Source organism: bacterium (assembly GCA_021372615.1).
Taxonomy (GTDB): Bacteria; Armatimonadota; Zipacnadia; order Zipacnadales; family UBA11051; genus JAJFUB01.
In genome coordinates this window covers 44,808-65,323 of sequence record JAJFUB010000114.1, presented here as the reverse complement: position 1 = coordinate 65,323, position 20,516 = coordinate 44,808, and the positions used below count along the sequence as shown (strand labels likewise).

13 protein-coding genes are annotated in these 20,516 nt (G+C 68.1%); 8 read left to right on the top strand and 5 right to left on the bottom strand.

All coding sequences use genetic code 11. The features are described 5' to 3' along the window. The first annotated feature begins 1 nt into the window (after position 1). The 8 genes from LLH23_17375 (at position 2) to LLH23_17340 (ending at position 12,533) form a co-directional block, all read left to right on the top strand. The gene (locus tag LLH23_17375) at positions 2-2,839 is read left to right on the top strand and encodes a hypothetical protein (protein ID MCE5240237.1); all 2,838 of its coding nucleotides are present in this window, start codon (positions 2-4) and stop codon (positions 2,837-2,839) included. Between the two features lie 169 nt (positions 2,840-3,008). Then, the gene (locus tag LLH23_17370) at positions 3,009-4,172 is read left to right on the top strand and encodes a Xaa-Pro peptidase family protein (protein MCE5240236.1); all 1,164 of its coding nucleotides are present in this window, start codon (positions 3,009-3,011) and stop codon (positions 4,170-4,172) included. Positions 4,173-4,228: 56 nt separating this feature from the next. Continuing rightward, positions 4,229-5,113, top strand: coding sequence for a polysaccharide deacetylase family protein (locus LLH23_17365; GenBank protein ID MCE5240235.1), 885 nt, complete (start codon positions 4,229-4,231; stop codon positions 5,111-5,113). Between the two features lie 128 nt (positions 5,114-5,241). Then, complete coding sequence (locus tag LLH23_17360; GenBank protein ID MCE5240234.1) at positions 5,242-5,610, top strand: sensory rhodopsin transducer; 369 nt, start codon at positions 5,242-5,244, stop codon at positions 5,608-5,610. A gap of 686 nt (positions 5,611-6,296) precedes the next feature. Further along, a complete protein-coding gene (locus LLH23_17355; GenBank protein ID MCE5240233.1) occupies positions 6,297-8,561 on the top strand; it encodes a hypothetical protein in 2,265 nt (754 codons plus the stop codon). Positions 8,562-8,590: 29 nt separating this feature from the next. Continuing rightward, complete coding sequence (locus LLH23_17350) at positions 8,591-9,331, top strand: hypothetical protein (protein ID MCE5240232.1); 741 nt, start codon at positions 8,591-8,593, stop codon at positions 9,329-9,331. A 410-nt stretch (positions 9,332-9,741) separates the two neighbouring features. Then, a complete protein-coding gene (locus LLH23_17345; GenBank protein ID MCE5240231.1) occupies positions 9,742-10,272 on the top strand; it encodes a hypothetical protein in 531 nt (176 codons plus the stop codon). A 29-nt stretch (positions 10,273-10,301) separates the two neighbouring features. Beyond that, the gene (locus tag LLH23_17340) at positions 10,302-12,533 is read left to right on the top strand and encodes a DUF5060 domain-containing protein (GenBank protein ID MCE5240230.1); all 2,232 of its coding nucleotides are present in this window, start codon (positions 10,302-10,304) and stop codon (positions 12,531-12,533) included. Between the two features lie 15 nt (positions 12,534-12,548). Here LLH23_17340 and LLH23_17335 read toward each other — a convergent pair whose 3' ends face one another. The 5 genes from LLH23_17335 to LLH23_17315 all read right to left on the bottom strand — a co-directional run bounded on the left by LLH23_17335 (position 12,549) and on the right by LLH23_17315 (position 20,500). Continuing rightward, positions 12,549-15,467, bottom strand: a complete 2,919-nt coding sequence (locus LLH23_17335; GenBank protein MCE5240229.1) for a hypothetical protein — start codon at positions 15,465-15,467, stop codon at positions 12,549-12,551. Between the two features lie 27 nt (positions 15,468-15,494). Continuing rightward, positions 15,495-16,415 carry an amidohydrolase family protein gene (locus tag LLH23_17330; protein ID MCE5240228.1) on the bottom strand — a complete coding sequence of 307 codons (921 nt, stop codon included), beginning with the start codon at positions 16,413-16,415 and terminating at the stop codon, positions 15,495-15,497. Between the two features lie 186 nt (positions 16,416-16,601). Next, the gene (locus LLH23_17325) at positions 16,602-17,999 is read right to left on the bottom strand and encodes a hypothetical protein (GenBank protein MCE5240227.1); all 1,398 of its coding nucleotides are present in this window, start codon (positions 17,997-17,999) and stop codon (positions 16,602-16,604) included. Between the two features lie 83 nt (positions 18,000-18,082). Beyond that, entirely contained in the window at positions 18,083-18,448 is a 366-nt protein-coding gene (locus LLH23_17320; GenBank protein ID MCE5240226.1) for a hypothetical protein, read from the bottom strand. Between the two features lie 63 nt (positions 18,449-18,511). Further along, positions 18,512-20,500, bottom strand: coding sequence for a beta-galactosidase trimerization domain-containing protein (locus LLH23_17315; GenBank protein ID MCE5240225.1), 1,989 nt, complete (start codon positions 20,498-20,500; stop codon positions 18,512-18,514). Positions 20,501-20,516 lie beyond the last annotated feature (16 nt).

The following is a 20,516-nucleotide window of genomic DNA, read 5'->3' as shown; positions in this document are numbered from 1 at the left end:
CATGATGAGACTCCCGATGGCGGTGGCGTTGCTCATGACCGCGTGTGGTGTCGTGTCGGCGGCCGAGCCTGACCTGACGTGTGCGGTGCGCACGGCGACACAGCCCGCGCCTGGCGCGCAGTTCCGCCCCGGCGCGGCGAACCAGACGCTGGACGGTGGCTTCAGCGCGACCGCGACGACGAAGGACGTCACGGACGGTCGTCGCCTCGATGTGGTTGTGCGCGACACGACCGGCGGCGAGCGCCAGATCGTGCTGGACTGCACGGTGCGACTGGCGGGGGACTTCACCCATGCCTTCGTGACCGACGGCGTCGGCCCCCGGCCGCTGGGCGAGAAGGGCAGCACCGTGTATCGAGGGTCGTGCTCGCTCCCCGCGCTCACCGTGTACGGCGAGAGGACCGGAGTCACGGTCGCGGCGCCCTTCGAGGTCCAGGCCCCGGCGCTGACGTTCTCGTGGACGAAGACAGACGCGGGTGTGGACATCACCGCGTCGGTGACCAGCCGGCGGCTGCCTGCCGGTGGCGAGGCGACGGCAGGGCTGCTCGTGGGCGAGCACGAGGGCTGCTGGCGGCCCGGCCTGGGCTGGCTCGTGCACCTCTACCCGGCGTACTTCGCGCCCCCGAACCCGAAGGTCTACGACTCCGACGGGCCGATGGTCTATGACTTCGTCACGACGCAGGAGCGGCTGCGGCGCGACCTGACGCAGGACCTGTCGTGGCAGGAGCTGGGCTGGTACTGGCCGCATCTGGGGCTGTACCTGCCTCCGGGTGAGAGCTGGCAGCGCCAGCCGCGCACCGAGGGCGGGCTCGGCGAGGGCGGGCCGGTCAGCCGGCAGATGCTCAACGACTTCATCCATCTGGCGAAGGGCCTGGGCATCGCCGAATGCCTGTACTTCCAGAGCACGGAGTCATGGGCTGAATACGCCGCGACCAACTTCCCCGAGAGCCGCATCCAGCATGCCGACGGGTCGTTCGCGCCGACGTGGATCAAGTGCGTCGTCATGGACCCGGACCCGCGCGGACGCTTCGGCCAGCATATCCTGGGCCAGATCACGAAGCTGATGGATGCGTTCCCCGAGATGTCCGGCGTCTTCTGGGACCAGAACTGCTATACGGGCTTCGACTTCGCGCACGATGACGGCGTCTCGATGGTCAACGGCCGGCGGGTCTCGATGATGGAGTTCCCGCAGGAGCGGATGCTGGAGCAGGGCGGCAAGCTGCTGCACGACCGGGGCAAGGTCATCTTCACCAACGGCGGCTGGACGGCCGGGCTGGCGCGCTACTGCGATGGGCACATGTCCGAGGGCTCCGGGCCGACGCGACGCCTGCAGTACCTGTGCATGAGCAAGCACCTGACGCTGCTGTCATATGACAGCAGCCCCCGCGCCGCGCGTGAGAAGCTCCTGCTGGCCCTGGAGACCGGCGCCCAGCCGGCGGTCACGCTCGGCAATGATGCCTGCCGTGCGATGTACGTGGGCTACCAGCCGATCTTCCGCCACCTGCGCCGCAAGTCGTGGGTCTTCTCCCCGCGCGCCCTCGATCTGCCCGATGGCTTCCGCGGCAACATCTTCCGCACGGCCGAGGGGAACTACCTCATCACACTCGCGCCCGACGCGGCGCGGTCGCCGTCGCTGGTCGAGCGTGACCGGAGCGCCCTCGCGCGGGTGCGACTCGCCGACCTGAAGGGTACCTGGGGCGTCTACGCCTACGACCCGGACGTGCAGGGGCTGCAGGCGGTTGCCGCCAGCCGCAACGTGCCGGGCGCGCGGGAGCTGAGCGTCCGGCGGCTCGAACATGGCGGGGCGATCCTGCTGGCGCGCAGCGGCCGCTATGTGGCCTCGGGTACGCCGTTCCTGCTGGCCGGGCAACCGCAGTCCATATCCGTGGACCTCGCCAACCTCACGGACGCGCCGTGGGAGGGGGCCTGGGAGTTCCGCGTCGGCGAGCAGACCCTCCGCAAGCGCCTGAAGCTCCGCGCCCACGACCGCACGCAGGTGGCGCTCGGTACGCTGCCCGTGGGCGAGGCCGGCACGCCGCTGACGATCCATGTGACGTGCCCGCCGGGGTCCTCACCCGGCGAGACGACTGTGCAGATACCGGTCGTGGCGCCGCTGGCCGTGCAGGTCAGCGGCAGCACCGTGTCGGTGCTCAAGGGCGGCGAGGTGGAGTACGCCCTGAGCAACCGCACGACGACCGCTCTGCCCGTTTCGGTGCAACTCACCTGGGAGGGTGGGCAGACCGAGACGAGGCGGGTGGAACTGCCGCCCGGCGACGCCGTCCGCTACACCGCGTCGCCCGCTCTGGCGCCGGGGCTGCATGAGGTCACCATCGTCGCGCAGTCCCGCTACGGGCGCGTAGCGCAGGCCTTGCCTGTGGATGTGCTGCAGGCGACGCTGCCCCGCGACTTCCGCGTCGAGCAGGCCACGGGACTGACGCTGAGCCTGGACACCTTCAACTCGCTGGGCGGCCAATGGGCTGACAAGCCGGTGCAGGTCAACGGCGTGGCGGCCGGCCCGCTGCCCCTCACCGGCTCGACACTGAAGTGGCACAAGGGGCTCACCATGCGCGTGGACGCGACGGCCGCGCGAGCGATGCTGCAGGCCGGCCTGCGCGACAACGGCGACCTCGAGCTGAAGGTGACGGTTGGCAACAGCGTCAAGAACTGCTTCAAGCTCCGCAACCTCCAGGCTACCATCGAGACCGCGGGCGGCAGGATTCTCTCGACGACCAGTCGCCAGGTGTACTGCTCCGACCCCGGGTGGTTGTACACTGAGGGTGAGTGTGTCCGGATGGGCACGCCGGTCCCGGCTGGCACGGTGCGCTTCATCCGCGAGCCGTGAGGCGCCCGGCACACGGCGGGGTGTCCCGAGCGCAGCCGATTGGCGGAGCCCCCGCCACTCCCCGAAGAAGGGAAGCCGTCCGTCCCCGTCGAAGCAACAGACCCCCGCAAGGGCATGAGACCGACCCAACGGCGCGCGACGAGGCCGCGCCACTTATGGAGGCATGGCAATGGCAACCCCGAGCATCCCCAAGTCCGAGTTCCAGCAGCGCTGGGCGACGTTGCAGAAGAAGATGGCGGAGCAGGACCTCGATGTCCTCATCGCCCACGGCGACGAAGCCGATCCCTCGATGGTCCGCTACCTGTCCGACTACTGGCCGCTGTTTGAGACCGGCGGCGTGGCGCTGGGCCGCAAGGGCGACCCGATCCTGTGCATCGGCCCTGAGACCCTCACCTTCGCCCAGGACCGCGGCAAGTGCGACCGCATCATGCAGCTGCTGGAGTACCGCGAGTCGGCTGAGCCGGAGTACCCGGGCGTGAAGCTTGACACCTTCGCCGATGTCATCGCCGCCGCTGGAGGCAAGAACGTCAAGCGCATCGGCGTGGCGGGCCTGCCGGTCATGCCCGTGACGGTCTACAACGCGCTGAAGAAGGCCGCCGGCAAGGCAAAGCTCGTGCGCGCCGATGACCTGATCGTCGAGATGCGCACGGTCAAGAGCGCCAACGAGATCAAGTGCATGCGCGAGGCCTTCCGCATCAGCGAAATCGCCACTGAGTACGTGCTCAACAAGATGAAGCCGGGCATGACCGAGCAGCAGATCGTGGGCCTGGCGCAGGCGGCCATGTACGAGCACGGCGCGGAGTATGAGGGCCACCCGACATACGTGCTGTCGGGCGTGAACAGCACCCACGCCATCGGCCGGCCCAGCCCCAAGGTCATCAAGAAGGGCGAGCTGATCCAGCTCAACATCGGCGCCCTGGTCAGCGGCTACTCGTCCAGCGTCGGCCGCCCGGTGTGCTTCGGCAAGATGCCCGCCAAGATGCGCGACCTGGTGAGCTTCGGCCTGGAGGCCCACTACAAGACCGCCGAGATGATGAAGGCCGGGGAGCCTGCGGCTGAGGTCGTCATCAAGTTCGAGGAGTTCGTCAAGGCCGCCGGCTACGGCGACTACCTGCTGTACGGCCCGTGCCACGCCATCGGCCTGATGGAGGTCGAGCGCCCCTGGATGGAGTCCTCGAGCAAGTACCCGCTGGTCGAGAACATGACCTTCCAGGTGGACACGTTCCTGTACATCACCGGCAAGTTTGGCCTGCGCTGGGAGAACGGCGTCCGCGTGACCAAGCAGGGCGTGGAGTGGCTGAGCAGCATCCGGAATGAGGTTATTGAGCTGTAGTAGGTGGAGCGCGGGCTGGAAAGCCCGCGCTCCTTTCGCCGCCAAAGGAGATACCAATGTCCGACATCACCGTCGTCCTCGGTTTCGACATGGAAACCGATTGTGGCAGTTGGGGGATTGACTACACCGGGGTCACCGATGGCACCCCGAAGATCCTGAAGCTCTATGAGGACAAGGGCGCCACCGGCACCTTCTTCTTCACCGGCGAGACCGCGCGCCTGCACCCGGGCGTGGTCCAGGCCGTCAAGGCCGCCGGGCATGAGGTCGGGGCGCACGCGCTGTACCATGAGACGGTCGGCGACCCGATCTTCGAGATCCCGGGCGTCAAGCCGCTGCTGCCCGAGGAGGTGCCGTTCCGCCTGCGCGTGGCGACCGAGTGGGTCGCCGAGGCCCTCGGCGAGCAGCCGGTCTCGTGGCGCTGCCCGCGCCTGTGGGGCAGCACCGCCGTGTGCAATGCCCTCAACGATCTCGGCTATGTGGCCGATGCCTCGTACCCGCTGTACTTCTATGAGAAGCAGCTCGTGCCATACCACCCCAGCCGCGACAACTGGGCGGAGACGGGCGACCTGAAGCTCGTCGAGATCCCGAACTTCTGCGACATGACCGTGGACAGCACCGACGAGTACCACCGCGACCGCGACCAGTGGCCGCTGTTCCGCAACCAGAGCGGCGAGGCCCTGATGGGCCACATTGACAACTTCATCGGCTACGTGCGCGAGCGCAACCTGCCGGTGGTGCTGTGCTTCTACTTCCACCCGTGGGAGTTCATGCCCATGCCCACGCGCATGCACTACGGCGAGGGCGCTGTAGAGCCGGACTACTTCCTGGTGGAGAACTGCGGCGACTATGCGCTGGAGCAGTTCACGGTCCTGCTGGACTCGCTGATCGCGCGCGGGGCGGAGTTCAAGACGGCCAAGCAAGTGGCGGCGGAGTGGGCGTGAGTACCGTAGCTGTGCCGTGCTGTAGGGCGGGGGCTGGTACCCCGCCCCTCCGTTTCGTGAGTCCCACACGGGGCGGGGTACAAGCCCCCGCCCCACAGTTCCGCCAATGCAACTGAGGTGACTATCCAATGCCTGATGGCAAGCTGACGTGGATCTTCCCCGATGGTGATCTCCCGCCGGCCGGCGAGGAGGGCCTGCCCCTGGAGGGGCACGAGTCGCTGATCGTGCTCAACACCGGCGATACGGACGCCGTCATCGAGGTGGACGTGTACTTCATGGACCGCGAGCCCGAGAGCGGCATCCAACTGCACGTCGGCGCCCGCCGCGTGAACTGCTTCCGCATTGACAAGGGCATCGGCGCCCAGCAATACAAGATCCCCTTCGGCCAGTACGCTCTGCGTCTGCGGTCGAACGTGCCCGTCATCGCGCAACTGGGCCGGGCCGATGTCCGCCAGCCCAACCTGGCGTACTACACGACGATGGGGTACGGGGAATAGGGCGGCGGGTGCCGCGTCGTGTGCGGCGGGCCCCGCCGGCAGGCGTGGAGACTGGAGCAGACATGAGAGCCCTCTCCTCTCTATTACGTAGACGTGGGCAGGAGGTGTGACCTTTCCTGCGCACAGCCGCCGTCTTGTACTGCGAACACGGGATTCTGATCGCCGCCACACACCGCACGATCGACGGAATGACGCCGTGGGGCGAGCCCGTCGCGTCATTGCCCCTGGACGCCGACGCGACGAGGATTGGTGACGCCATCTTGACGGCCCTGCACGCCTCTCGCGACGGTCTGTCAGTGGACGAGGGAGCGCGCCAGCATCAGGCTGTGCTACGGACGAGTGGCGAGCCGTCATGGAGCAGGCTCGAGCAGCACTGGGAGTGCCTGGGAGTCGCTATGGATGGCGACGGCGCGTCGGCAACGATCAGGCCGACACACCGATATCAAGCTGGCGGCTGGGTGAACGTGCCTGGAGACCCCGAATATGCTGTCGCTCTCGTGCCGGAGGCGATAGGAGCCAAGGTGCTGGAGATCGTGACGGGGCTCCCCTTGCCGCTCGAGCACCGGGCCCGATAGGGTACCCGCCGACGCCGGATCCTGGTGTGTATCCCGCGATACGTGAAGACGGGCGCGGCACCCACGGCGTGTCCGTCTCACCGCACACCACGCCAACAGAAAGATGTCACTATGAAGATCTTCGACACCATGCCGTTCGCGCGCGAGCTCCTCTCCCCTACCTACGCCGAGTCCTTCCGCCGCGAGGGCGCCACGGCCGGACCGGGCGAGATTGCCATTGACGGCAACTGGGCGCTCGCGCTGTACGCCACCGAGGGCGTCGTGCCGCTGGCCGGCGACCATCTGCAGCAGTTCTTCGCCCAGTCCCTCGGCGTGGAGCTGGACTGCTGCGGCGTGGAAAAGCGGATCGTCCTCGATGTGGACCCCGCGCTTTCCGACAACCCCGAGACCCACCTGCTCCGCGTCACCGACAACCGCGTCGAGATCATCGGGGCCGGGCCGCAGGGCGTGTGGCAGGGCGTCTTCCGGCTCGAGAACCTGATGAAGGAGCGCGGCGGGCCCTTCGTGCCGCTGGGCGAGGAGCAGCGGACGCCGCTGTTCAAGCACCGCATCCATCGCTCGTGCTTCTCGCCCTTCTACAAGGAGGAGCTGACTGGCTACTACGGCGACCCGTTCAACGTCGAGTGGCTGTCGCCCGGCATGGCTTACCCGGCGTACCTGGAAGAGGATGCCGGGCCGGATATGTTCTATCATGACAACATGCTGATGCGGCTGGCGGAACACGGGTTCGACGGCCTGTGGATCCGTGGCTCGTTCCGGCACTATGCGAAGGTGGATGTCTTCCCCGAGTTCGGCGCGAACGCCGACGTGATCGTCCCCCGGCTGCGTGACGTCGCCCAGCGCGCGGCGCGTTACGGTCTCAAGGTCTTCCTGTACCTCAACGAGCCGCTGTGCATTGCCGAGGATGACGAGTTCTTCAAGCGCCACCCCCAGTGCCGGGGCGCGTCCTCGCGCTACAAGCCCATGGTCCACCTGTGCACCAGCACCCCGGAGATCCAGGAGTACCTCAGGGAGTCCTCGCGTTACCTGTTCACGCAGGTGCCGGAACTGGCGGGCTTCCTGATGATCACCGCCAGTGAGTACCCGAGCCACTGCTGGTCGCACACCGGCCTGGACCCCGAGCACCCCGACCAGCGCACCGGCGAGGTGGCCGAATGCCCGCGCTGCCGCGAGCGCACGCCGCAGGAGACCGTCGGCGAGCTGATGCAACTGATCCGCGACGGCGCCAAGGAGGCCAAGCCCGAGGCCGAGATCATCGCCTGGAACTGGAGCTGGGCGATGTGGGAGCCGGACCCCCAGACGGGCGTGCTGGAGGCCCTGCCCGAGGATGTCATCGTCATGGGCGACTACGAGCGCGGCGAGCCCACTGAGGCCCTCGGCTTCCCCTACACCAATGACGAGTACAGCATCAAGGTCATCGGCCCGAGCCAGCGCTTCAAGGGCGTGGCGGACTTCCAGCTCGGGCGCGGGCGGCCGGTGTACGCCAAGCTGCAGATCGGCACCACGCACGAAAACCCCGATATCCCGTGCCTGCCCACCATGCAAAAGATCGCCCGCAAGTACCAGACGCTCAAGGCGACCGGCGTCACGGGCATGATGACCTGCTGGAACTTCGGCAACATGCCCTCGCGGGGCACGGAGGTCGCCGGCGAGTTCACCTTCGACCCGCAGCCGACGGACGTGAACGCCGCCCTGCGCCGGATCGCCCTGCGGCACTTCGGCCCCGACGCGGCCGACGACGTGGTGCGCGCCTGGGACATGCTGTCGGCGGCACATGACGATTTCCCCAGCAGCATCCCGGTGATGTACTACGGCCCGGTCAGTCGCGGCCCGGCCTTCCTGTTCATGTTCGACCAGGTCAACAAGAAGTTCCCGCACTCCTGGCTGCTGGACAAGGACATCGAGGGCGATCTGCTCGACTGGGCCTCGCCCTTCGGGCCGGAGAAGGTGTTGGAGTGCTACCAGTCCGAAGCCGCCAAGGGCTGGGAGGCCATTGCCGTGATGGAGGAGGCTCTGGACCGCACCCAGGGCGAGGACCGGCGACGGCTCGAGGGCGAGATCGGCCTGTGCAAGTTCCACGTCATCCAGACCCAGAGCGGCGCCAATGTCGTGGACTTCCTGCTGGCCCGCAACGCCTACTATGCCACCGCAGACGCGGCCGAGAAGCGCGAGCTGCTGGATCGCCTGGAGACCATCTGCCGCCGCGAGGCCAACAACGCGCAGGCCGCCCTGCCGCTCATGCAGGCCGACCCACGCCTGGGCTGGCACGGCGAAGCGTACGGCTACATGATCAGCCCGGAGCTGGTGGAGCAGAAGCTGACGGGACTGCAGGACCTCCTCGACCGCCGCCTCCCCGAGGAGCGAGCCGGGCTTTAGGCGTGACCACATCGTTGGAGGAAGACCCCATGCGCAGCGTACTGGTCATCTGTTGCCTGGTTGCATTCCTGTCGGCGGCCTGCGCCGCGGGCGGCAGCGGCCCGACCCCGGTGAAGCGCCCGGGGCTGTCGGCCACGGCCCTGCGGACACTGCAGGGCGGCCTGTCCCTCACGGCGCGACAGGGCCTCGCGGGCACGATCACCCGCGAGCAGCAACTGGCTGTCCTGCGCACGGACCCGCTCCTGAGCAAGCGCCTCGCCGGCCTCGGTGCGGCGGCCATGACCCAGCCGATGGGCGGCGACGCCTGGAGCACCGGCATCGCCTTGACCCCCGTGTCGTACCTGTACCCGGCCAACGCCACCTACGACAGCTTCGCGCTCTGCCTGCAGACGCGCGCCGCCTGGCTCAGCCCCTTCAATCCCCTGCCCTCCGCGGCCCAGAACCCGCCCCTGCTGTGGCTCAATGTAGCCGCCAACAGCGACCCGCTGTTCTGGGTGGAAGCCAAGTGGCCCTCGCCCGGCGCTTATCTCATCACGTTCTTTCTGAAGGACCTCTGGCCCAACTCGACCGCCAAGCCACGGGTGTTCCACGACGGCTATGGGATGCAGACGCCCGTCGCCAACACGCCGACCGGCGGCGACCAGTGGACGTTCCTATGGGACGCCAGCAACCCCCAGCGCCAGCACCAGGAGATCGGCCTGTACCCGGCCGAGAGCGGCTTCGGCTTCACCTGTTGCTGCCTGTCGAAGGTGGTCATCCGCAAGCTGTAGCGGCGGGCCCGAGCAGCCCACCCGTGAACCAGCGCCTCGGCCGGTCTTGGCCGGGGCGCCAACGTTCCCGGAAGAGGGATGCCGGTGCGCCTCTCGAACCATCAAGAACCTGCGGCGGCCGCGCCGGCGCTTGTTCCCAGATGACGCGAGCTCCGGAGGCGGGGAGTGCGGCACGACGGCCGCACCAGGAAGGGAGCGAGATCATGCGTACCCTATGGGTTCTGGGGGTCGTTGTCGGGTGTCTCGTCCAGGTCTGGGCCGACGGGCCCCCCCGGCCAGACAAGTCCCGGCTTCTGCCATCGGCAGTGCTCCGCCAACTCCAGCAGGGCCTGTCCCCTGCTGCGCGACAGCGTCTGGCGGGCACAATCACTCCCCAGCAGCAGTTGTCAGTGCTCCAGGCAGATCCGGCCATGAGACAGAAGCTTCGGGGACTGACACTGAAGGCCCCGCAGGCCCCGGCACTCGACCCCGCGTGGGAGACGGGCATCACCATCACGCCGCTCAACCCCTCCTGGGGGTCGGCCGCCAACACCGCCACCTCCTTCGTCTGCCTCGGGACCGAGGCGGGGTACCTTTCCCGGTCGAACCCCCTGCCTGCCGCCGGACAGAACCCACCGCTGTTGTGGCTGAGGGCGCCCAGCAGCGCACCCTTGCTCCGGCTCGAGGCGCAGTGGCCCATACGCGGCGCGTACATGATCACGTTCTTCATGCAGGATATCTGGCCGAACTCGCCGTACAAGCCCCGCGTGTGGCAACAGGACACCCCCCTGACCGTCTACGGCAACGCCCCCACCGGGGCCGACCAGTGGACGATCCTGTGGCTCGCACCGGATCCAGAGCAGCTCTATCACGAGATCAGGGTGTACCCCTCGGACCAGCCGTACGGCTTCATGGCCTGCTGCATATCCAAGGTGGTTGTCAGCCGGGTTTGGCTCGAGTGATCGCCGTGCGGGAACAGGGAGAGGTTCTCATGCAAGCGCTGGTCGCGCTCTGTTTGCTGCTTGCCGTCACACCGGCCCTCGCCGCTCCGAGCATCGGCAATCTCCGTCTCGCCGCGGACAGAGTCCCATGCTACGGCCGCGCCGAGATGCGGTGCGACCTGCAGGCCACATACGACAACCCCTTCGACCCGGCGCAGGTGACGCTCGACGCCACCTGCATCGGCCCCGGGGGGCTGAGGCTCACCACGCCCGGCTTCCTGTACCAGGACTTCACCCGCGCGCGCGATGCCGACGGCCGCGAGCAGATTGTGCCCGCCGGGCAGCCCGTGTGGATGGTGCGCTTCTGCCCCACGAAGCCCGGCTCCTGGCAGGCGCGCCTGACCGTCACCGACCAGACCGGCACGGCCACCTCGGGCCCCGTCTCGTTCACCGCCCTCCCGTCCGCCTCCCACGGCTTCATTCGCCGCAGTCCCGACCCGCGCTACTTCCAGTATGGCGACGGCACGCCGATCTCACTCATCGGCCTGAACATCGCCTGGGCCGGCAGGGGCGGCAGCTTCGACTTCGACCCGTGGCTCACCGAGTCAGGCAAGGCCGGCATCAACTTCGCCCGCATCTGGCTGCAGTGGAACAGCACCCTCAGCATCGAGACGAAGCAGAGCGGCGCGGGACGCTATGACCTGGGCAACGCCTGGCGGATGGATCACGTCCTCGACGTGGCGCGCGACAGCGGCGTGCGCGTGCTGTTCTGTCTCGACTCGCCCGAGCCCTACCAGAAGGAGCATTACTGGCTCGGGAAGCTGACCAGCAAGCCCTGGGAGAACTGCCCCCACAACGCCGTCAACGGCGGGCCGCTGAACACCCCCGAGGAGTTCTACACCACCGAGGCCGGGCATGAGCTGATCCGGCGGCGACTGCGCTACATCGTCGCCCGCTGGGGCTTTGACACCAATGTCATGTGCTGGGAACTGTGGAACGAGCTGAACTGCTTCCCCGGCTGGACCAACCTCATCCCGCAGATCGTGGACTGGCACAAGGAGATGGCCGCTGAGCTGCGGCGCCTGGACCCCAACCGCCACCTCATCACCACCAGCTTCGGCACCGCCTACGGCGAGGACGCGATCTGGCAGGTGTCCGACCTGGACTTCGTCCAGTCGCACCTGTACGGCTTCCGGCGGGTGGGCGCGACGTATGCCGCCGTCACGCAGGAGATGCACCGGCGCTACGGCCGTCCGCACGTCGTCGGCGAGTTCGGACCCAAGATGGCTGAGCTGGGGCCCATGCCCCAGACCGACCCGACCGGGCTGAACGTTCGGCACGGCATCTGGTCCACGATGCTGGGCGGCGGCGGCGCCTCGGGCCTGACGTGGTGCTGGGACTTCTACATCCACAAGCTGAACCTGTACCCCGTCTTCACGCCACTGGCGGAGTTCTGTCGGGGGATAGACTGGCCGCGCGAGGGCTTCCGCACGGCGCGCACGACGGCGCGCTGGCTGACGCCTCCGCCGCCGACGACGCCGCAGGACCTGGTCGTGCCGTGCGGGGGCGGCGGTCTGCCGCAGCTGACCGGTACCTATGTCTTCGACCTGGCGAACCCGCCGGAGGAACTGGGTCGCGTCTACCTCTACGGCCGCGCGCAGAGCGACCAGCAGAAGCCGATCAGCTTCGAGGTCACGCTGCCCCAGGCGGGCAAGCTCATCATCAACGTCGGGCGGGTGTGGGTCGCGGGCATTCTGGAGGCGAAGCTGGACGGGCAGCCCGTGCTGCGTGAGGTGCTGCCGGCCGGCCCGCCGGGCACGGGACCCTGGAAGAAAGCCGAGTTCAGCGAGCAGTGGAAGATCTGGGCGTCGGACTATGACAGGGACATCGCCTTCGACCTGCCCGCCGGCAAACACGCTCTGGAGCTGTACAACGCCGGCCGGGATGGCATCACGATTGACCGGGTCACGATCACGGGCTGCCTGACCGAGGACCGACCCGGCGTCTTCGCCGTGGGGCTGGTGGGCAAGAAGCTGGCGCTGCTGTGGGTGCAGAACAAGGCGAGCGACTGGTTCGCGCTGGCCGAGGCAAAGCCCGTCGAGCCGCTCAGCGGTGCGGTCCTCACTGTGGCGGGCATCCCGCCGGGGCCCTGCACCGTAGAGTGGTGGGACACAGCGACGGGGAAGATCACGGCGACGGAGAAGCTGCGGGCGGGGAAGGACGGACTGGCGCTGAAGCTGCCGACGGTGGCGAGCGATGTGGCAGCCAAGGTGCGGTACTGACGGCGGCGCTCCGGGCTACTCAAACTTCAACCACCCGAAGTCCGTCGCCGGGTTCAGGTCGCCCCAGACCAGGCGGGCCTTCGCCGGCTCGCGCTTCGTCCATGAGCACTCGGCCCCGCCTGGTGGCGCGCTGATCGGCAGGTGGCGGATGATGTTCAGCCTGAAGGGCTTCGGGCGGCGTCCCAGCTTCTGCCCCAGCCATTCCCATGGCAGCGTCACCGTCGCCGTCCACTCGCCCTCGCCCGCCTCGACCGCCGCCTCCCAGTTCCCCTGCGCCCGCGGGATGTAGCCGTCGTCCTGCTGGGCGCGCGCCGAGCCGTCGGCGCCCACGAACAGGATGCGCCGGGGCTGCGTGCGGCAGGGCTCGACCAGCACCTGCAGCGAGCCGCCCTCGCCCCGGCAGGCGACGCGCAGGTACACGGCCCGGTCGTCCCATAGCGCCTGCCAGGTGGTCGTGCGCCCCTGCTTCTCCGCCTCGTCCACGGGGAGATGGTCGCTCGGGTCGTAGGCGCACTTGCGCCAGCGCTCGGGGTTGTAGACGTGCCGGAGCCAGTGCGTGCACTCAGCCTCGGCGGCTGCGGCCCAGTCCTCCGGGGCGGGCTGGAAGCCCGCACTGCCCTGGGCCGCGTGGGCGCGCGTGTCCCCACGCGCGCAACGCGTCGCCCCATAGACCAACCCCTCTTCCCCTTCCCCCACATACTCCGGCCACAGCAGCCCCCGCTCCTGCGCCTGCCGCTCCACCCGCGGGAACTCCTCGGCCAGCAGGTCCCGCAACTGCTCGATCCGCCAACGCAGCAGCGCCGGGAAGTACTTGTAGCCCTCGGCCTCGGAGTGGAAGCCCAGCCGCGAGTCGGCCTCGGCCAGCGGCAGCAGCTCCTCGCTGACCTTGATCTCCTCCCGCACCAGCTTCCTCATCTCCGCCAGCAGCCGCTGCTTGGTCGCCGGCGACTTCGCCTCGGCCAGTCGTTCGCGCAGTTGATAGAACCGCAGGATGTGGTAGCCGCTGCGGAACTGGAGCCCCAGCGCCGTGGCCAGGCCCAGGTCGCGCAGGCGCTCCGGCTGGTCGGCGAAGTTCCGCCGGATCTGCTTGAAGATCGCCAGCGCGCGGTCGCAGTACTCCGTTTGCCGCCGGCAGAGGGTCACGATCTCGTTGAGGGTGAAGCCATTGGTCACGCAGTCGGCGACATGGTCGCCGCTGGGCGGATACCCGATCTGCCAGGTCGGCGCCAGAGGCAGCCGCCGGGGAATGAGATACAGCGGCCAGGCCGGACCATCGTGCATGGGCCCGAAGTAGCCGAAGATGTGCGCGGTCGGGTAGTTGCCGTAGCCCTGCTCGAACCAGTGCCAGGCCTCGGCCATCTGCGCCGCGTGCTGGCCCCAGTCGCGCTGGGCCAGCGACAGCAGGAACTGGCGCGCGGACCTCGGGTAGGGGTCGAACGACAGCTCCCCGGCCGCCTTGGTCATCAGCGAGGGGTACGTGCCGAAGTACCACGACTGCATCGCGCCGCTGACGCCGAGCTGGCGCATCTCACAGTACTTGCGGTACAGCAGCCCCGGCGCGGGCACGACCTGCGTGGTGGCGACTTCGTGCGAGCAGCCGACCTGGAGCTTGGCCCCGGTGCGGGTGCCATTGGCGCGGGCCGCCTCGGCGGCCCGGGCGAACAGATCGCTCGGCCCAACGTACGAGAGCCAGTAATCCCACGTGGGTCGCAGCTTGCCGAGCTGCTTGTTGGCGCCGCCCGTCTCGAAGTTGTGCTGCAAGATGACGCCCGGCGGGATGTGCCCGGCCGCCTCGATGGTCTTCTCGGCCCCCCAGCCGATGAACTGCCCGTACGGCCAGGCAACCAGCTCGGCCTCCGGGGCCGCCGCATCCATCCCCCGGCGCATGGCGGCCAGTGTGTCGCGTAGCACCTCGTACGGCTTCCGTTGGCTGCAGCGCGGGCAGGTGTTGGGCGTGGGCCATGAGCCACCGTCAGGGATACCGCCGGAGTAGCAGTGCGTCTGCCGCTCGCCGACGGGGATGACGATCATCCCGCCCAGGCCCGGCACCAGCTCAAACAGCGTTCGCACCGCTTCCTCAACATACGCCTGCCCCAGCTCCGTGCTGGTGCAGAAGGCACGACCGTGGCCGAGCAACTCCGGGTGCGCCGCCGCGGCCGCCGCGACTTCCGGCGCGTTGCGCGAGAAGCCGCAGGGCTCGATGCAGAACGGGCAGATGCGAATGCCGTAGCGCTCGCACTTGGCGACGGTCCGGCGCAGCTTCTCCAGGCGCGGCCCGGCGTTCTGCCCGTACTCGGGGATGAGCTTGGAGGGGACCAGTTCATACCAGTTGACCGTCATCCACAGGACATTGGCGCCCTCGTGGGCCAGGCGGTTGAGGTATTCGTCCGGGTAGTAGTCCACACTATCGGTCAGCTCGTCGCGGAGCTTCGGCGGGCGGTTGATCGGCCCGTAGAAGCAGCGGGAGATGCGCGTGCGCACGACGGGCGTGCGGGCGATCATCCCCAGCGGCAGGAACGGCCCGCCGCGCCGCAGCATCTCGTCCTCGACGAACACGAGCCCCCGGCGGATGCCGTCGGTGTCGGCCGCGGCCAGCGTCACGCCCTCAGGGGTGACGGTGAGCGTGTACTGCTCGCGGACGGCAGTAGGCGCGGAGACGATATGGAGCGCGGGCTTTCCAGCCCGCGCCTTTCCCCCGCGGGCCGGGAGGCCCGCGCTCCGCAGAAAAGACTCGAAGTCCGCGTAGGCGGTCTCCAGCAGCCCCCGCGAATCCGGAAACTCGGGCTGAAGACGCAGTCCGTCGGGGAAGTACGCCTCATCATCGGAGGGCTGGCGGCGCGTCCACTTGACGGGCTCGTGCACGGGCTTGGTGCGCAGCTCGTCCACGAACTTCCAGGTGCTCTCGTCAGGCTGGGGCGGCAGGTCGGCAGGCACGGGCAGGCTCCTTGGCTAGCGTGTCATCTACAGGTTCAGCTTGTACAGTTCGCGGGCGTTCCCGTGCGCGATGCGCTCGATCGTCTCCGCGCTGGCCCCGGCCGCCGTCAGGAAGCCGACGAACGACTCGACCTTCGGCGGGAAGGGGTTGTCGGCCTCGCTCACGTTGAACTGCGTGCCATAGGTCTGGAAGGGCGGGCCGATGCGGGTGGTCCAGTCAGTGCCCGACAGCAGGCGGTTCGCCGGTACCTCGGCCACCGCGCGCGGCAGCGCCCGGCACTGGAAGTCGCGGATCTCGACCCAGAAGTTGTCGGGGTACGCATCGAAGAAGCCGGCCAGGACATCGAGGAACCAGTCCGCCCACGAGATGCAGCGCGCCTCGGCCGCCGAAGCCCCGGGACAGCCGATCGCATGGGCCAGGACGTACTTGGCCTCCGGCACGCGCTCGGCGATGCCGAGCAGGTCCTCCATGTGGTCCATGCCGTGCCCCGACGCCCCCATCTTGTGGCCCCAGTATGTCCCCAGATGCACCTGCACGGGCACGTCGAAGTCCACCGCCCGGCGCACCAGCGCCTCAACCGGGTCGCTATCCATGACGAAGTCCAGCATGTAGGGCAACATCTCTCCGAGCTGCACAAAGCCCCACTCGGCGAAGGCGATGTCCATCATCCGCTGCGCCTCGTCCGGGTAGTGCGGGTTGACGATGCAGCTCCCGAACAGCCGGTCGGGCGCCTGTCGGCATAGCTCGTGCACCATCCGGTTGGCGGCCATCATGCCATCCGGCTGTTGCTTGACGAGGCTGTTGTAAGCCCCGTCGCAACTGATGACGAACCGGAGGTCGGCGTCGCAACGGTCGAGCAGCTCGAGCAGATCGTCGAGCATGCGCTCCCGCTTGCTGCCATCGGGGTTGAGGTCCGAGACGTGAATGTGGGTATCTATCCAGATCATACGCCCCTCCGAGTCGTGCTCCGCCGGTGTCGTTGCCGTCGCCGTCGCCGTCGCCGTTCCCCTCTCCGGAGCGCAGCGAGGGAGAGGGGCAGGGGGTGAGGACGCCGTCGCCGTTCCCTACGGCCTCCTACCCCCGCGCCTGCGGCGCGACCCCTCCCTGCAGGGAGGGGTGGGCCGCCGTGGCCGTTACTTCAGCACCGCCGGCTTGGCCGTCCACGCCAGCAGCTTGGCCAGCTCGTGCAGGCCGGAGGTGGCGATGCCACCCGGCGGGGCCATCGAGCTGCCGGCAGCGCTTCGGGCGGCTTCCGGGTCCACGTAGTCCTCGAAGCGCCGGGGCGCCGGGCGGATGGCGACTGTCTCCGGGGGCGAACCGTCGCGCAGGGCCTGCACGACGGACCGGGCCACCGCCGCCAGGTACGACGCCGGGTCCACAGCCATCTGGCTCACGGGCACCGCCGACGGCACCGCGCGCGTCTGGCGCAGTTCCTGCGCGACGCGCCGCACGTTGCGCCCGAACTCGTCCCACGGCACCGCCAACTCACCTGCGAGTTCCGGTGCGCCTGCGGCGGGGCAGTCCACCGGCATGTACTCCACCTGTGACGGCAGGCTGCGGCGCTCCAAGTAGGGGGCGAGGGCCTCGGTCAGCAGGTGGAAGGCCTCCGCCGCCGACACAGCCACCTCGCCCAGGCGCACGAAGCTGATCTCCTCGCTGAGCGCCTGGGCGAGGTGCAGCAGCGCCTCGCGCGGGAACTGCTGGCCCACAGCCTGGTCCGGGTACAGTTCGGGCAGGCGCGCAGCGCCGATGGCCTCCACGTTGGGATGGCCCAGCACCCACTGCACGAAGCTCTCGAAGTGCCGGTAGCCCGCCTCGATGCGCTCGCGGGGCTTCATGTAGGTGCTGAACCACTCCTCGAGCACCAGCGTGCACGGGTGGTTGATGATACTGATGAGGCCGCCGGTGTCGGACAGCTCCTCCAGTGACCGGGAGAACAGCGCCTGGTGCTTCTCCAACTCGCCGGGCCCGCCCAACTCGAAGTTCAGGCCCATCAGGTGGCGTTGTTCCTGCCCGTTCAGGCGCCGGCCGTACATGTGCGAGGTGCACAGGATGCCGCCGAGATAGAACGGCTGGCAGTCAATGCCAATGTAGCCAAAGCCGCTGACATAAGTGGGGATGTCCCACTGCCGCAGCACGGGGAACGCCTGCGGGGCCCAGTTGCTGCCGGGCTGGCCATAGGTCACGATGGGCCTGTCGAGGAGCCGCTTGACGTCCTCCAGCCCCGGCCCCTCGCGCCGCTCGAACTCCGCCGCCCCCTCCACCATGCCCAGCGGGGCGAGGTACTCGGCGATCTGCGGCCGCAGGCCGTGCCAGTTGGAGTGGAAGCCGATGTCATGGCGCTGCAGCGCGTCAATGACATCGTACCGCACGCGCTGCTCGAGCATCCGCGCCTTCTGCCCCACCAGCTTCATGGTGCCGGTGACGCCGTGCTGGGTCAGGATCTGGCACAGGCGCTTGGCGCAATCGTCGCTTTGCGGAACCGAACAGTCCTCGACATCGAACCAGAAGAGGACGTAGACCTTGTTCATGCTGACCTACCTTGAGGCGTACTGCTATGCCGTGGTCGAGACGGACTGTACCACGGTGACGACACGCCCCGTCCCGACGAGCGCTAGCGACCGGCCAGGAAGTCCACCAGCCTGGGCCCCCCGGCCCCGGACAGCGCCCGCCCCGCCGCCGGCGAGGGGGTCGCCCCGCCAGGCTCTGGCAGCTTCGGCGCGACACTGGCCAGGGCCTTGATGATGAGCGGCGCCGAGGCCCCGATGTTCACGGCCAGCACCGGGTTCTCAGGCGCCACCTTGTACAGCACCGCCAGTACCCCTCCGAGCGCGATCATGATAATTGTCATGATCCAGTAGAACACGCTCGCCTTGTAGGCGGGCAGATTGGGCGAGTCCTTCAGGCCATACCACCTGAGAAACTCAGCAATGAACCCGCCGAAGCACGCCCAGCCCACCACGCCCCAGTTGATCGCCATGGCATGTCCCTCCTGGCAACCGCAGAGTGGTCTCCACTGGCGCACACGTTGACGAGACTGTTTCTACTCGAACACCACCATCGCATAGCCCGGCACGACGGGCACGGCGGTGTGGATGTAGCCGTCCACGATCTGGAACTCCAGCGGCTGTTCCTCGGGCGCGAGATAGACCCGCTTGGGCGTCTGCCCGTCCTGGCGCAGGGCCACCTGCACGTCGCGCAGCTCGATGGGCTCCTCGATCATGTCAATCGTGTTGCCGCGCCGCTCGGGGACGTAGGAGATCAGGTGGACCATCCGCCGGGAGACGCCGGCGTCCTGCTGGCGCGTCACGCCCGCCCGCGCATACGACGGCAGGCTGGTCTGCACCAGCGGCCGCGGCATGATGCGGCCCAGCATGTTCGCGACGAACTGCTTCATCGGCACCTGCCCATCGGCGATGTAGCTGGTGAAGACGGGATGGCTGAAGTGCCCCACGCGGCCGTTCTGCACCGCGGCGGCGCGTCCGGTCGGCTTGTCGGGGGGCAGGTACACAAACCCGTGTTCGCCATCCCAGTGCCGGTTGTAGTACGGGGCGATGATCTCGGCCAGTTGCTGCCCCTTGGTGGGCTCGATGCTCGTGCCCTGCTGGTAGAGCGTGATGGGCATCGCGGGCATCGCGTAGTCCAGCTCGGGATACGGGGTGAAGAACGCCGGGTCATACGGATCCTCGCCCAGGAACTTGCAGCCCCACTCGTCGAAGACGAACTGCTTGCCCTCGGGGTCCAGGCCCGACCAGGCGCTCGACAGCACCGCCCCACCCTTGTCCAGGTGCTTGCGGAGGCGCTTGGTGAACTCCTCGTTCATCACGATGTGGTCGGGCAGGACCAAGAGCTCGTACTTGTCCCAGTCGGCGAAGTCCGTCACGATGTCGAACTGCCACTTCAGCTCGCACAGCAGCCGCGTCGCGCCCTTGACGGCGTTGTACTGCTTGTCCCACAGGGCGCGCTTGGTCGGGCTCATGAACTTGTAGCCCGGATACGGGGCCTGCCACACGACCGCCGTGTCCACTTCGGCCGTGGCCTGCTCCAGCCACGGGTCGTAGCGGCGCAGCTTGGTGTACAGGCGCTTGTACATGTCGAAGACGGGCTGGTTGATGTCGCCGCGCGGGTGGAAATGGTCGCCAATGTTCGGGCGCATGGCGTTGGCCATGCCGTAGACGAGGTCGTACTCCAGGCTCGCGTCGGTGCGGATGCCGCCGAAGTCGCCCCAGGACTTGTGGAAGCGCCCGCTCATGTTCAGCACAGGCTTCCCCAGAGTCCGCAGGTACCGCGCGCCCATCGGCAGTGCCTCGTAGCCCCAGCCGCCCGTGGGCAGGCACTCGAAGTCCAGGTATGTCCCCATCTTGTCCTGGGCCTCGTAGTCAATGCCGTTGCAGTACAGCAGCACCTCAGGGTTGACCGACTTGGCCGCATCGGTGAGCTGCTGGGCCATGCGGTTCATCTTCATGTAGTTGTAGTCGTGGACCGCCTCGAGGTCCTCCCAGTCCACGCCCAGCTTCTTCATCTCTTCCATGCACTCGATGCCGTAGCACGGCTGGGTGTACATGCAGTCGAAGAACAGGCCGGCGATGGGGTGCATGGCGACGAGTTCCTTGACCATCGCCACCGCGTGTGGCCCATAGGCGCTGTTGTAGCACATCTGGCGGAAGAAGCTGTTGAGGCGGTCAGGCTGGTAGGTGTAGCCGTCCTTGTTGAGCACCAGCCAGTCGCGGTGGCGCAGGCCCTCCTCGTGGCTCAGGCCGATGTTGATGTAGCACGTCAGCGCGATGCTGCGCTTGTTGCAGGCTTTGACCAACTCTCCGATCAGGTCGTACTCCAGCGCCGGGTGGCGGATGCCGATCTGCGTGTTGTAGTAGGCGGTGCCCAGGTTGCAGCGCGCCGGGAAGACGATGTAGTCCACGCCGGCGTCGGCCAACTGGCCGGTGATGGCGTCGAAGTCAAAGCCCTTGCCCACATCGGGGTTGGCGGGCATGGTGTGGAAGTCAAAGAAGATGCACCACTTGGGGTCATGCATGGGGGTGAGCCTCCGG

Bases quoted from the DNA above. Each gene is read 5' to 3' on its own strand.
- LLH23_17330 (MCE5240228.1), bottom strand. From the start codon at position 16,415: ATGATCTGGATAGATACCCACATTCACGTCTCGGACCTCAACCCCGAT.
- LLH23_17325 (MCE5240227.1), bottom strand. From the start codon at position 17,999: ATGAACAAGGTCTACGTCCTCTTCTGGTTCGATGTCGAGGACTGTTCG.
- LLH23_17355 (MCE5240233.1), top strand. From the start codon at position 6,297: ATGAAGATCTTCGACACCATGCCGTTCGCGCGCGAGCTCCTCTCCCCT.
- LLH23_17370 (MCE5240236.1), top strand. From the start codon at position 3,009: ATGGCAACCCCGAGCATCCCCAAGTCCGAGTTCCAGCAGCGCTGGGCG.
- LLH23_17320 (MCE5240226.1), bottom strand. From the start codon at position 18,448: ATGGCGATCAACTGGGGCGTGGTGGGCTGGGCGTGCTTCGGCGGGTTC.
- LLH23_17345 (MCE5240231.1), top strand. From the start codon at position 9,742: ATGAGACAGAAGCTTCGGGGACTGACACTGAAGGCCCCGCAGGCCCCG.
- LLH23_17360 (MCE5240234.1), top strand. From the start codon at position 5,242: ATGCCTGATGGCAAGCTGACGTGGATCTTCCCCGATGGTGATCTCCCG.
- LLH23_17365 (MCE5240235.1), top strand. From the start codon at position 4,229: ATGTCCGACATCACCGTCGTCCTCGGTTTCGACATGGAAACCGATTGT.
- LLH23_17375 (MCE5240237.1), top strand. From the start codon at position 2: ATGATGAGACTCCCGATGGCGGTGGCGTTGCTCATGACCGCGTGTGGT.
- LLH23_17315 (MCE5240225.1), bottom strand. From the start codon at position 20,500: ATGCATGACCCCAAGTGGTGCATCTTCTTTGACTTCCACACCATGCCC.
- LLH23_17340 (MCE5240230.1), top strand. From the start codon at position 10,302: ATGCAAGCGCTGGTCGCGCTCTGTTTGCTGCTTGCCGTCACACCGGCC.
- LLH23_17350 (MCE5240232.1), top strand. From the start codon at position 8,591: ATGCGCAGCGTACTGGTCATCTGTTGCCTGGTTGCATTCCTGTCGGCG.